The organism is Wolbachia endosymbiont of Culex quinquefasciatus Pel, assembly GCF_000073005.1.
Taxonomy (GTDB): Bacteria; Pseudomonadota; Alphaproteobacteria; order Rickettsiales; family Anaplasmataceae; genus Wolbachia.
In genome coordinates this window covers 181,495-194,439 of the sequence record NC_010981.1, presented here as the reverse complement: position 1 = coordinate 194,439, position 12,945 = coordinate 181,495, and the positions used below count along the sequence as shown (strand labels likewise).

The window sequence follows — 12,945 nt, the reverse complement described above, 5'->3', positions numbered from 1 at the left end:
TGCTAAGTAAAGTAAAACTGCCTAGAATATTTGCATTACCTTCTAGTACTTGAATGAGATTTCAAGTTACAACGTTTCCACAAAGTATATAATTAACATCCACACCTTTGGTCAAGTTCCATTCACGCTTTATTACATTATATTCCATACCAGCCATGTTTTGCAGTATTACGTTGTTTTCCCTTAGATGATTTGCAATTTCTGATGGCTTGAGAAATTTATTCCAATTATGTGTGCCTTTTGGCAGCCAGTTTAATATGTACTCTGCGCCGACTATTGCAAGACAGAAGGATTTAATAGTTCTATTTATCGTCGATATAAAAATTAGCCCTTCTGGCTTCAACAGCTCTATTGCTTTTTTCATGAAAAACTCTAAATTATCGACATGTTCAACCACTTCCATCAACAAAACCACGTCATACTTCTTGTCATTGCTTAGCTCTTCAATGCTAGTGTGTGTGTATTCTATATTTAACCCTACTTTCTTCGCATGCAACTGTGCCACTTTTATGTTTTCCTCACATACATCTATTCCTGCAACGCTAATACCAATACGCGCCATTGACTCTGACAAAATGCCACCACCACAACCAACATCGAGCAATGATAGTTCTTTTAAATCGCATTTTTTTAATTCTTTTATTTTCTCAACGATGTATGATACTCTCACAGGATTCATCATGTGCAATGGCTTGAATTTGCCATTCTCATTCCACCATTCACCTGCTATTTTAGCGAATTTTGATATTTCATCTTCGTTATAAGTTTTTGTGGTTTTTTTCTTGCTAATATTGCTAAGTTTATCAAGGCGTTCTTTATGTCTACTTTCTTTTGAAAATTCTGTTTCGAGGAATTGTTTGACTATGTCTTTTGCTAATCCACTCGCAGTAAACCCTGCACCAAGACAAAGTATATTCGCGTTGCCATGCTCGCGAGCTAATTTTGCGATCTCAACACTATTACATAAAGCAGCGTAGATTCCTTCAAAACGATTTGCCACAGTACTCATGCCCAAACCTGTACCGCAAATTAATATTCCATAATTTGCTTTTTTGTTTGTTATATCTTCTACAACTTCAGCAGCATAGTCAGGGTAGTCTACACTCTTTTGTTCAGCAGTGCAGCCACGGTCTATCACTGTATAATCTAAAGTTTCCAAGTAAGCCTTTATTTCTGATTTTAGTTCATAACCTGCGTGGTCTGAAGCAACTGATATCACATCTGACATATAAGAAATTGCAACTTAAGGGTATTTATATGGGTAATTTATTTTGAGCTTTTTGTCAAGCTCTTCTGATCTTTCTGAATAAATTTCGAGTCAGATATGCATAAATTCTATATAATTTTTATCCTACCACTACTCATTCGGTAAAATGGATCATATAGATATTATAAAGTCAAAATTATTGTTGTCCGACATAGTAGGAAAAAAAGTTAGGTTAATAAAAAGAGGAGATAGTTTTGTTGGACTCTGCCCATTTCATAACGAAAAAACTCCATCTTTTTCGGTCAGCAATGTTAAGGGCTTATATTACTGTTTCGGTTGCTCAGCTCATGGTGATGCGTTTGAATTTATTTCACAAACTGAGGGCTTAAGTTTTAAGGAAGCGTTGGAAAATTTGGCATCTGTTGCAGGTGTTGAGTTACCCAAAAACCTCAGCTTTGCTAAAGAAAATGACAAACTGTTTTCAGCACTGAATTTAGCTGCAAGTTGGTTCGCGCAGAAAAATCGAGGTGTTATGGCTTATTTAAGGCAGCGCAAGATCTCACTCAAAATCATAGATAAATTTAGAATAGGTTATGCACCAAGTTCTGGCTTGAAGGAATATTTGAACTCCTCTGGTATTAAAGACGAGATTTTGATCGATGTTGGGTTAATAAATAAGAATTCTCGTGATTATTTCTATGATCGGCTGATATTTCCTATACACAACATCACGGGCAAAGTTATTGGTTTTGGCGGACGTGCGCTGAACTCTGAGCAACAGCCGAAGTATCTAAACAGCCCAGAGAGTCAGCTCTTTAAGAAAAGAGAAAATTTATATGGATTAAACTTTGCTTTGAGTGAAATACGCAAAAAACAGCATCTATTTGTTGTTGAAGGATATATGGATGTAATAGCACTACATCAAGCGGGAATTAGCAATACAGTTGCTCCGCTTGGTACCGCAATTTCTGCAGAGCAGATAAAAAATCTATGGAAATTTGCTAAAGAAATTTCCATCTGTATGGATGGCGATAGTGCCGGACGTCATGCTGCTATTCGAATTGCAGAACTTGTTCTACCGATACTGGAGCCTGGATACACATTGAAGTTCGTAACTTTGCCAAACAATAAGGACCCATACGATATATGCAATGAGCTAGAATATAAGACAGAAGACGTACTCTCTGCTTTTAACCACTCAACAGAACTGCACTCTGAATATTTATGGCATCACATAATTGGTAGAAATTTGCAAAATTATGAAAAATTTGCTCCGGAAAAATATTCAATTCTTGAGCACAAGTTCATGAAATATGTCAATGCTATCGGTAACAGCAGTATTAGAAGGTATTATAGAGATTATTTTTACAATAAGGTCAGTGAATTAAGAAGAAACTTTAAAAAGCTGATTTTTAATAGCAAAGCAACAAAAGGTGAGTATCTTTACAATAAATCTCCAGAGCTAATTGAAGCAGAGCAAAATCAGGCCATAATTTTGCGTATAGCCGTAGAATTTCCTGAAATCTTGAACCGTCCTATATTTTTTGAGCAATTTTCTCATTTCGAATTTACTAATGAGATGAAAAAATTACAACAGTGCGTAATTAATATGGTAACTAATGAGAGCAACTTTAATAAAGAAATTCTGCTACAGGAGTCTAGTGTTATAAAGTTTATATTTGAAAAAACTAGCGTACTAAATAGTCAATTAAGTGAGAAGAGATCGGCAGAAACTGTCTGGAATAACATAGTATTACGGAAAGAATTAAATGTATTACAAGAAGAAAAAATTAAAGCAAGGCTGGGCGGTAATTTTGACTTAGAGGAAAGGCTAATAGAACAAATAAAGCAAATAGAGGATAGTATACAAGAAATGCAAATGGAATTTATTCAAAAGTAGATGGCTTAAGATGTTCAAAATTATTAGAAAAACACTGTATTAGTATTTGCTTAAAATAGCTTATTCTAGTATATTTCTGGTTTGTTCAACTACGATAAGTGTTTTCATTTCTTCCTCTTATTATCTTTCTAGCCTTATACCTTGGAAGTGGTATTTATTTTTCTTTTATCGGACTTGGTAATCCTCTTCATCAAATTTCACCGTTAGTTTGCTTATTACCAGCATTATTTTTTGCTGTTCTATTCAATAAAAACAAAATTCAACATAGTATTGATACTCTTATAAAAGGTATGGGTAATAAAACTACTCTTACCGTATGTTTGATTTTTCTATTTGCTGGAGCATTTTCTACTGTTACTGAATCGCTTGGTAGTATAAATGTTATTACTAACTTAACTATTCGATTTCTTCCAGCAAGATTATTACTTCCTGGAATGTTTTTACTTTCTACTTTTATTTCAAGTGCAATCGGCACATCAATCGGAGTTATTGCACTTATAACACCAATAGCTGTTAATTTAGCACAAAATGGAGCTTTTGATTGTGCAGTGGGTGTTGGAGCTGTGATAGGTGGGTCTATGTTTGGCAGCAACCTTTCAATGATATCTGACACTACTATTGCTGCTACTTCTTCACAAGGAGCTTCAGTAAAGGATAAAATAAAACTCACTTTCAAGACAGGATCTGTTACAGGTCTTATAATACTTATTTATCTAGTAATAATTTCAAATAGTACAGAAGTTGTTTCTATCTCAAGTCTGAATTATTTATCCATAGTCAAAATTATCCCTTATATATCTTTAATAATTATGGGTTTATTTGAAATAAACACTCTAGTAACATTAGCTATTAATATGGTTATTGCTGGGATATTAGGAATAGCTTTTTTTGATTATTCTCTTATTGAATATTCTCGTGACATATATAGGGGTTTTTATAAGATGAATGAAGTAATGATATTTATTCTCTTCAGTAGTGGATTAAGCCACTTAATGTACGAATACAGTCAGAAAAAGATAGATATATTCACCGATAAGGTGAATATGACAAAAACTCAAGCTGAATTTATGATTGCGGGAATATCATCTCTGTTTACTATTTTAGTTTCCAGCAATGTTGTTGCTATTTTATTAACTAGTAATATTGCGAAAAGACTTGCACAAAGATATAACATTGCACCACACCGTAGTGCGTATTTATTAGAAATATTTACTTCTATCACAAAAAGTATCTTACCTTATGGTTCTCACGTATTACTAGCAAGCAGCATTGCCTCTCTGTCACCTATCATCGTACTAACAAAAGTATATTATTGTTTTGTTTTTGCAGCAGTTGCAATAAGTGAAATAGTGATTAATGGCAGACGTCATGCGGTTGTAGCTCCTCAATTACCATAAACAACTCTTTAAATTTTCACTCAATTTGTTGATAAATTAACAAATATTATAATCTTTGCTAAAATACTTATATAGTACCAATTCTTTTAAAGACATAGTATTACTAACCTCAGTTATGGATTAGCCGATAAAGAAAGGCATAGAAATAGAAGGCTTTTTGGACTGCATGGAGTAGGAAATCAGAACAGAAAAAACATGAATTAGGAAATTTGTTGGCGATCTATGTCTTGTATGCTCAATCTCAAATTTGTTTTTCAAGGAATCAAAAACAGTCTCAATAATCGACCTTTTCCTTAATAAAATCTTCTCTTTAAGTGAAATTAGTGCGTTTTTCATACCTTTTTTTACTTTAGTGACTAACTTTAGGCCTCTATCGAAGAGTTTCTCAAAAAGCTCTTTCTTTATATAGCCCTTATCTCCAAACAAAAGTCCGGTCAGTCTTTTAGTGAGAGTTGGTAAAGGTTTTCTGTCATCAACGTTACCTTTGGTTAGGGTAAGTGCTTGAATTTCACCAATTTCGTTAATCACTAAGTGCAACTTGAAGCCAAAAAACCAACCATACGTACTCTTACTAATTTCTGCTAGATGATTAAAAACTTTATTCCTAGAGATCCTTTTTTTGTGGCAAACGGCAATCGTAGAGGTGTCGATGTAGGAAGTGCCGGTCATTTTCGCTTGTTCACAGAACCATTGCAAAAGTAATGCTAAATACCACAAAACTCGCGGCTTTAAGGCAATAAATCTGTGATATGAAGGCAGCTTTGAAAACTCTGATCTATAGAATAACTGAAGATAACAAAGATAAAAAGCCTTGAAGTTTTTACATGGTGATTTATGGTATAACAGGATTATGGTTAGAATTTCTGAGTGCGCTATTTCTGGTACTCTGGTTGGTTTTTTGCCGTTTGATAAGAACCTATTTGCAAAATTATCATCTACCGCACGACAAAAATCCTCGACGCAACAGTACAGTTCTGTAATATCTTTCTTCATGGGTAACCTCTTATTATTACTAAAATACTCGAGTTTACCCTGTTTCCCTCTTCTTAGTTATACTTTTATCTATTTTCTAATCCATAACTGAGGTTTTGAAGGAAGGATAGAAATATCACGAAATGAAATCTTAAGCTATGCTTATGAATACCAATCTGAAGAGTTTTTGGATTATTTTTTTAATAAGTACTTAGATAAATTAGATATCAACTATAAAGATAAAGAAGGAAATACAGCTTTACATCATACATTAAAATGGTTGGATTTGGGTAAATCGAAATACCAAGGTTTTGTCAAGTCACTTCTTAGTAAAGGTGCAAGGCTTGATGTTAAAAATAGCAAAGATGAAACTCCATTTGATCTCTTGGTCAATTATGCTACATACTTCTCTCGTAAGGAAAAAGTAGTAGAAAAATTAAATAATCTTTCGGTGGTGCTTAGTGGTTGTAAAACCGATGAGCTAAAGAAGCTAGAAGGTACTTCTGCGTTGAATGAACTAGTAGATACTATTGTTAGATATAAGCATAAAAAAGCTCTAGATCTTCTAGTTGAAAATAACATAAAGATTTCAAGTACTATTTTAGAAGGTATTGTTAAACACAATTGGAAAAAAGAGATTTTTGATTGCTTTTTACATAGAAAGAAATATAATTTTCAGGATGAAAATGGGAATACACCTCTACATCATGCTTTAAGAAACTTACAGCCCTATACGTCAATGCTTCGCAAAGTTGAATCACTTGTGAGTGCAGGTGCGAGATTTGATGTTAACAATGACCAAGGTGAAACTCCGTTTGATCTCTTGGTTGAATATGTTGAGAAGGGGTTTTATGGTCAAGCGTCAAGGTTAAGTTATGCTTGGAAGTTGTTTAACAAATGTGAAAATAAAGATGTACTAAGAGAGCTAAAATATAAAGATGGTACTCCTGCATTAGATAAACTAAATGAGCTTCGTATTAAGTGTCGTAATACTTCTATCATAGTTGCTTCTACGTTAGCAGTAGTAGGAGTTGCTTTAGAAGTAGCTATTGCAGTCTACTCAGGAATGTTAGCGTTAGGGATAGGAATTGGAGTTTGTTGTCTTGTTGTTGCTGCAATCACATACCATTGTAATAGTCCTGCAAATTTATTGAAAGATAGCAATGCTGAAGTTGCAATTAATCAAATGGCATTAGTAAAATTATAACTTAAGATCAGAAGAAATGGCAGATCAAGTTTAATAATGTTAATTCAGTAATATATTTAGTAAAATCTAAAACTAAGAAAATTCTATACTTGCAACTCTGTGAGATGCTGGTGGTATCTATCTTACTTTCTTGATAGGAATACAGATTACAAGAGATAGGCGATGGAATTTCAAAGAGTTTGCAAATAATAGTTATTATTTGTAGAATATAGAAAAGTTAATAGAGATTTTAATAGTATGCCATCCGTTACTTTTATTTTACCTGATGGAAGTAAGAAAAGCTATGAAGCTGCAGAAGGAGAAACTCTGCTTAATTTAGCCCACAGAAGTGATCCAGATCTGCTTGAAGGTGCATGTGAAGGCTCTCTTGCTTGTTCTACATGCCATGTGATTGTTGATTCAAAATTTTATGATGTTGTAGAAACACATAACCCTATATCTGATGAGGAAAATGATATGCTGGACCTAGCTTTCGGTTTAACAGAGACATCGAGGCTTGGATGCCAAATAAAAATCACAAAAGATATTGACGGTTTGTGCGTAACCGTGCCCAGAGGTACAAGAAATATATCATTAGATAAATAAGAGGATAATGCGTAAAATTTTTATCTATATTCTTATCTCCTTACCTTTGTTTATTCCTCTAGCTTATAGTGGTTTTTGGTATTTTTCTGCATTTAAGGTAAAAAGTCTTTTAACTGATTACATTAATGACGAAAAAGTTGATATTTCACATGATTTTAAGGGGTTTCCTTTTAACCTAGTTTTTCGTGTAACGAATCCAAAATTTTCTAATGAGCAATTAACTGTTTCATCTGAAGCTTTAATGATAAAAAACAGATTATTTGATAAGTCAGTATATATCTATATACCAAGCAATAAAGTAAACATTGCTGTCCGTAGTGATGAGAAAAAGAATATAAAGTGTCACACACACGTGAGTAGCCACTTTGTTGTTAAACTAAATGATTTACTATCTTCATTAAAATTCAACAGAAATAGCACTGTAATAGACTATATAGATACATTTCGTTACGAAGATTATGGATTAAAATGTGATGTTTTAGAAAATCAGCAAAGTGTTATAACTGAAGTGAATGATAAAAGTAATTACATTCAATTTCACTTTGATAAAGAACTGAATGAAAATACTAAACTAGAATTTGATTTTTATACTTACCGTTATAAACATACTGCAAGTCCTGAAAATTACCTTAGTGTCGACGCTAAATTAGATTATGAATTTGTAAACCATATTTCAGCTTCTAAGATTAATTTCAACATAGAAAAATTTTTGATTGAGAGTAATAACTTTTCTATTGCTGCGAATGGTGGAGTAAGTAATTACAATTTAGTTACATCTTCATTTGAAGATAAAATCAATGTAGCCATATCAAATTATAAAGAATTAATTTCGTTTGTGACTAATGATTCAAAGACTGCAGATAAATTGGAAAAATCAATATCTTCCTTATCAGAAAAAATCACTAATAACGACATTCAATTTTCAATAAAGTACGACAATAATGTAGGTTCAGGCTTTATTGGAAAATTATCCACTACTGATTTTATCACTCAATTCACCAAGAATGAGAATAGTAATTAGCTTACTTTTTACATTGATATTCCATTTAAGCATAAATGCTTTTACTTTGGATGATAAACTAAGAGACGAAAGCATGGAAGAGCGAGCAAGTAGCTTATTTGCAGTAATAAAGTGTCCAGTATGCTCTGGTGAATTATTATCCGAATCTGAGTCTCAAGTTGCATATGGTGTGCGTAAGACAATTCGCAAGAAGATCAGTGATGGATATACTAACGAGCAAATAGTTTCAGAGTTAAAAAATTCTTATGGAGATTCAATTATCATTGTACCACCTGTAAAATCTAGTACCTACATTTTATGGTTTACTCCTTTTATAATTCTTCTTATTGGATGTTTTCTAGTACGAAAATCAGTTCAGAAAATAGATAAAGTAGTAAAAAGATAACTATAGAGTAAAAGTGAGTTTACAACAAATGCAAGTAGCTACTATACGAACATTTGAGTTTAGATCAAAGATTGTAAGGTTAAATCTTCCATCCAAATAACCACGCACTCTACCTGCTTATCTGGGTAGACTTCTTGCACTAAGGTTTTATAGATCAACATTTGCTTTTTTATTTCATTTGATGAGGAAATAGAAACGTTATGGTGTGATTTATAGTCAATTATGATTGCTTTGTCTTCTGTTATGCACAGTCTGTCTAGCCGCACTAATACTGGTTTTCCGTCAATTGTTCCACTAAGTGGAATTTCTGATTTGCCCTCCAAGTCGAACAGGTAATCATATTTTTCATTAAAGGTTAATATTTTGCTGTAAATTTCATCCTTATCTTCACTAGTGTTTATGCTATCAAGATATTTCCTAACCCAATTTTTTCTCCTGTCTTTCTCTATCTTGGGCATATATTGCAATATACTGTGAATTATTAAGCCTCTTGCATAGCTGTCTGTCGTCCCAATGCTCCTTTTTGTCATTCCAGCATTCTCATCTGTCATCCCAGTGCTTGACACTGGCTTTTTTTCTCCAGGTTCCAGCGTTACGTGCTGCAATGACATTGATAGGTTTGATGGAGGTGAAATCACTGGAACATCAAAATAATCACGTTTTTTATAAATAGAAGGGTAGTTTGCATTCATGCATAGCACTTCAACTTTTTCTTTAAATATCGGCTGTAAGTATAGTTTTTTCCTCTCATATAATGCTCCATATTGAATAACTAGATCATACCAAGAGCCCTTTTGCACTGGCTCTTTGCCTAAAATGTATAACTCATCTTCAGCACGCGTAAGTGCCACGTACAGCAAACGCAAATATTCGTTATAATCCTCTAGTTTTTTCTCTCTTTTTACTTGATTACAATAAGCATTACTATTTTTGCCACACCAAAATGGTGCTTCCGTTGCATCAAACAAAATATTTTCGCTGTTTCTTGGTACCGTATTTGTGTCAACTAAAAACACTATTGGAGCTTGTAGACCTTTTGATTTATGAATTGTCATTATTCGTACAGCATTGAGTTTTGATTGCATATCGTTTTTAATCTCAGGATTATTTTCTTTGATCCACTGAACAAATGCTTGAAGAGATGGGTGCTCAAATTGCAATACGAGGTTCATAAATTCGTCTAGAATCTCGAAGCACTCAAGACCTAGCCTTGCAGCAAATTTCTTCCTGCCTGTGCGCAATATATGAGTGAATAGTGTAAGGGGGGATTTTGTCTGAGATAAATTAATTAGATAGTTTAATTCATTAGAGATAATCTCCTGATAATCTTGAAGTTTTTCCCACAACGACTGTTCTTTACGATTGTATGCAATATTGAATAAATCATCCTCAGTGAAGTTAAATAGCGGTGATTTTAAAACATTTGCAAGAGCAAGATCATTTGCCTGGAGGAGCAAAAATTCAGCTAAAGCTATTAAGTCCTGCACAGCTATGTAATCCATAATTCTAAAATAATCTCGGCCTATAACTGGTACATTTACTTTTTTTAGTTCACTTATTATGTAATCAACTAACACATTTCGCTGCCGTACCAAAATCATAATATCCCTTGGTTCTATATGACGATCTTTGGCGACTAAAATCCGCCCTTCGTTTAACCAATTGTGAATTCTTTGGGCTATTGCCTGAGCAAGTAATCGATCCTTTACTACATAATCTTTCCTCTGTGTTAAATGAATTTGTAAGGCTTGCTGCTCTTCCTCTTCATATCCTGGCAGTAACGGCCAAATTTCAATGTATCCTTGATCGTTTTCTCTATATGGAATATGTTTTATCTTGTTATCATTGAAAGATATTTCTTCACGAAAATTGTTAAATATTCTTTCTACAAGCATCAAAACTTCTGGAGTTGAGCGAAATGACTTTTCAAGTTGACATGATACCCAATCTCTGCCACCGGTTTTCGTGTGAAAATATTGCTGCATGTAATTAAATAGATGGGGATTTGCTCCTTGAAATCTGTAAATGGATTGTTTTACATCCCCAACAACGAATAAAGTTCTCTTTTCGTCACCACCGGTAAAAAATTCATTGCAGAGATTTGTTATAATTTTCCATTGACTGATACTATTGTCTTGCGCCTCATCAACAAGGATGTGGTCTATTTTTTGATCTAGATTAAACAATATCCAATCTTTATAGCCTGGATTGCTAAGGAGATTTGTTGCTAAATTGATGATATCATCATAATCAAGCAGTGCATTCTTTGATTTTTCACTATTATATAGATCAACATATACTTTAAATATACTAAGTAAACTACTGGTTCTTCCGAATATTTGATAAGAATTTATGTCCTTTACATGGGTAAACAATGCATTTTGAATGCTTTCTATCATTTGCTCTACGTCTTCAAATTTTTCCAAAGCACCCTTTGTTATAATGGATGATATGCTCTTTTTTTCGTACGATTCTGATTTGAGAAATACTTTAGCTAAGTTCTCTATCTTGTTGTCATCCAAGTAGCTGACACTGGGATCCATATTTCTTTTTTTTTGGGTCCCAGTGTCAGCTACTTGGATGACAACATTTGGTACGGACGATTTTCTGCTATTACACCAATCATAAAGTATCGCACTGTAACTCTGATCTCTTTTGCTGCCCTCACTTAATATTTTAGCTAATCTTTTTATCTGCTCAATCGTTTCACTCTGTAAATCGTGAATCTTATCTGGGGCACTTAGTTTATCTTTGATATACCCTAAATTATTTTCTAGAGCTGATCTCTTTATACATAAGGTATAGAGCAAATCACTCAGCTTGTTTTCATCAAATTCAGCTGCAATGATATTTATATCGTCCTGCACAGTTTCATTATGAAGCGTTTTTTCAAATATGATGGAATGCAATTCTTTACATTCGCTCAACGTACAATTTGGAGCGATACCAGCTTCTGTAGGAAAGCTGGAGATTAATTTGTAACAAAAGGCGTGTATAGTTTGAATATTAAGACCAAGATTTTCCAGTTCAGAAAAAAGCCTTCTTGCTCTTGTTAAATAATCTTTATTTTCTCTGGTTACACACTGGGCTAATTGTTCTAAATCTGCGACCAATATACCCTCTGGATATATTGCCCACTTACTAAGTGTACTGTAAATGCGATCCTCCATTTCATTTGCTGCAGCATTGGTGAATGTTAAGCAGAGAATATTTCTCTTATTCTCTAATAGAAGTCTTAATACTCTGTCTATTAAGATCTTTGTTTTACCTGTACCAGCTGATGCACTTACCCATACAGAGAAGTTAGGATTTATGGCATTTGATCTCATTAGGAGTGTATAAAGTTTGACTGAAGTGGCATTTCAAGTATAGTAAATAAGATAGTGTTAGTGAAGATATACAGATGGAAAGTTTTTGTGTAAAGGCTCCTGCAAAGATCAATCTTTTTTTACATATTATAAATAGAGAAGAAAGAGGGTATCATTTAATTGAAAGTTTGGTTGTCTTTGCTAAACTTTCTAATTTTTTAGAGATAAAAGTAGGAGAAAAAAACTTTAGATATGATAACTCTACAGTTGAATTTGTAAATTCTGAGTTTAGAATAAATTATCGATATAATACTATAACGAGAGCAGTGAGTCTACTGCTTAGGCATGCTCCTGTACGCACTAAAGTCACTGTGAAGGTTGTAAAAAATGTACCAATTGCTGCGGGATTTGGTAGTGGTTCCTCAGATGCTGGAGCTGTGATACGCATGCTGGGAGAGCTTTGGAACATTGATAGGCAATTTTTAAATGATATAGCTTTAAGCGTTGGTGCTGATGTACCTGCAAGTATAGATAGTAAGCCAGTTTTTGTCAGAGGTGTTGGTGAGGAATTATGCCCCATTAAACAATGCTCTTTACCCACAAGTCTGGTACTTGTGAAACCGAAAAAAAAGTTTTTGAATACATCAGAAGTATTTTCCAAGTATAAAGAGGATTTCTCTCAGCCAATTAAGTGGAGTGATAACACTGAGGAGAATTTGTTAGAGCTTCTTAAAGAGACAAAAAATGACCTGCAAGAAGCAGCAATAAGTCTTGTACCTGAAATTCAGAATGTAATATCAACACTAGAGTCACAAGAAGGCTCTATACTTTCTCGTATGTCAGGTAGTGGTGTAGGGTGTTTTGGAATGTTTGATAGTGAAGAAAGTGCAAAAGCTGCAGCGGCAAATATCAAAAAGGAATATCCAGAATGGTGGGTGTGCGACACGGAATTAATGGTTTGAT

The 12,945-nt window shown here is 33.7% G+C and carries 10 protein-coding genes; 7 read left to right on the top strand and 3 right to left on the bottom strand.

The features are described from left to right. Window positions 1–61 precede the first annotated feature (61 nt). On the bottom strand, window positions 62–1,228 hold the full coding sequence (ubiG, locus tag WP_RS00915; RefSeq protein WP_007302677.1) for a bifunctional 2-polyprenyl-6-hydroxyphenol methylase/3-demethylubiquinol 3-O-methyltransferase UbiG: 1,167 nt from the start codon (window positions 1,226–1,228) through the stop codon (window positions 62–64). Window positions 1,229–1,373: 145 nt separating this feature from the next. Here ubiG and dnaG point away from each other — a divergent pair, with 145 nt between their 5' ends. Together dnaG and WP_RS00905 are read left to right on the top strand one after the other, a co-directional pair. Next, on the top strand, window positions 1,374–3,107 hold the full coding sequence (gene dnaG / locus WP_RS00910; protein WP_007302678.1) for a DNA primase: 1,734 nt from the start codon (window positions 1,374–1,376) through the stop codon (window positions 3,105–3,107). Between the two features lie 98 nt (window positions 3,108–3,205). Continuing rightward, window positions 3,206–4,504 carry a Na+/H+ antiporter NhaC family protein gene (locus WP_RS00905; RefSeq protein WP_007302679.1) on the top strand — a complete coding sequence of 433 codons (1,299 nt, stop codon included), beginning with the start codon at window positions 3,206–3,208 and terminating at the stop codon, window positions 4,502–4,504. Between the two features lie 120 nt (window positions 4,505–4,624). Here WP_RS00905 and WP_RS00900 read toward each other — a convergent pair whose 3' ends face one another. Beyond that, complete coding sequence (locus tag WP_RS00900; RefSeq protein ID WP_007301954.1) at window positions 4,625–5,497, bottom strand: IS982-like element ISWpi16 family transposase; 873 nt, start codon at window positions 5,495–5,497, stop codon at window positions 4,625–4,627. 166 nt (window positions 5,498–5,663) lie between these two features. Between WP_RS00900 and WP_RS00895 the strand changes: the two genes are divergently transcribed. The 4 genes from WP_RS00895 (at window position 5,664) to WP_RS00880 (ending at window position 8,674) form a co-directional block, all read left to right on the top strand. Beyond that, window positions 5,664–6,683 carry a TomO hydrophobic C-terminal domain-containing protein gene (locus tag WP_RS00895; RefSeq protein WP_007302680.1) on the top strand — a complete coding sequence of 340 codons (1,020 nt, stop codon included), beginning with the start codon at window positions 5,664–5,666 and terminating at the stop codon, window positions 6,681–6,683. A 237-nt stretch (window positions 6,684–6,920) separates the two neighbouring features. Then, window positions 6,921–7,268 (top strand): ferredoxin family 2Fe-2S iron-sulfur cluster binding protein, encoded by a 348-nt coding sequence (locus WP_RS00890; RefSeq protein WP_007302681.1) that lies wholly within the window; start codon window positions 6,921–6,923, stop codon window positions 7,266–7,268. A gap of 7 nt (window positions 7,269–7,275) precedes the next feature. Further along, the gene (locus tag WP_RS00885; protein ID WP_007302682.1) at window positions 7,276–8,289 is read left to right on the top strand and encodes a hypothetical protein; all 1,014 of its coding nucleotides are present in this window, start codon (window positions 7,276–7,278) and stop codon (window positions 8,287–8,289) included. After that, on the top strand, window positions 8,273–8,674 hold the full coding sequence (locus WP_RS00880; RefSeq protein ID WP_012481753.1) for a cytochrome c-type biogenesis protein: 402 nt from the start codon (window positions 8,273–8,275) through the stop codon (window positions 8,672–8,674). Before WP_RS00885 ends, WP_RS00880 begins: the two co-directional genes overlap by 17 nt. A gap of 59 nt (window positions 8,675–8,733) precedes the next feature. Here WP_RS00880 and WP_RS00875 read toward each other — a convergent pair whose 3' ends face one another. Then, a complete protein-coding gene (locus WP_RS00875) occupies window positions 8,734–12,003 on the bottom strand; it encodes a UvrD-helicase domain-containing protein (protein ID WP_007302684.1) in 3,270 nt (1,089 codons plus the stop codon). 74 nt (window positions 12,004–12,077) lie between these two features. Here WP_RS00875 and WP_RS00870 point away from each other — a divergent pair, with 74 nt between their 5' ends. Then, the gene (locus tag WP_RS00870; RefSeq protein WP_007302685.1) at window positions 12,078–12,944 is read left to right on the top strand and encodes a 4-(cytidine 5'-diphospho)-2-C-methyl-D-erythritol kinase; all 867 of its coding nucleotides are present in this window, start codon (window positions 12,078–12,080) and stop codon (window positions 12,942–12,944) included. Window position 12,945 lies beyond the last annotated feature (1 nt).

Excerpts from the sequence above, each read along its gene's own strand:
- ubiG (WP_007302677.1), bottom strand. The coding sequence starts at position 1,228 with ATGTCAGATGTGATATCAGTTGCTTCAGACCACGCAGGTTATGAACTA.
- dnaG (WP_007302678.1), top strand. The coding sequence starts at position 1,374 with ATGGATCATATAGATATTATAAAGTCAAAATTATTGTTGTCCGACATA.
- WP_RS00900 (WP_007301954.1), bottom strand. The coding sequence starts at position 5,497 with ATGAAGAAAGATATTACAGAACTGTACTGTTGCGTCGAGGATTTTTGT.
- WP_RS00890 (WP_007302681.1), top strand. The coding sequence starts at position 6,921 with ATGCCATCCGTTACTTTTATTTTACCTGATGGAAGTAAGAAAAGCTAT.
- WP_RS00885 (WP_007302682.1), top strand. The coding sequence starts at position 7,276 with ATGCGTAAAATTTTTATCTATATTCTTATCTCCTTACCTTTGTTTATT.
- WP_RS00880 (WP_012481753.1), top strand. The coding sequence starts at position 8,273 with ATGAGAATAGTAATTAGCTTACTTTTTACATTGATATTCCATTTAAGC.
- WP_RS00875 (WP_007302684.1), bottom strand. The coding sequence starts at position 12,003 with ATGAGATCAAATGCCATAAATCCTAACTTCTCTGTATGGGTAAGTGCA.
- WP_RS00870 (WP_007302685.1), top strand. The coding sequence starts at position 12,078 with ATGGAAAGTTTTTGTGTAAAGGCTCCTGCAAAGATCAATCTTTTTTTA.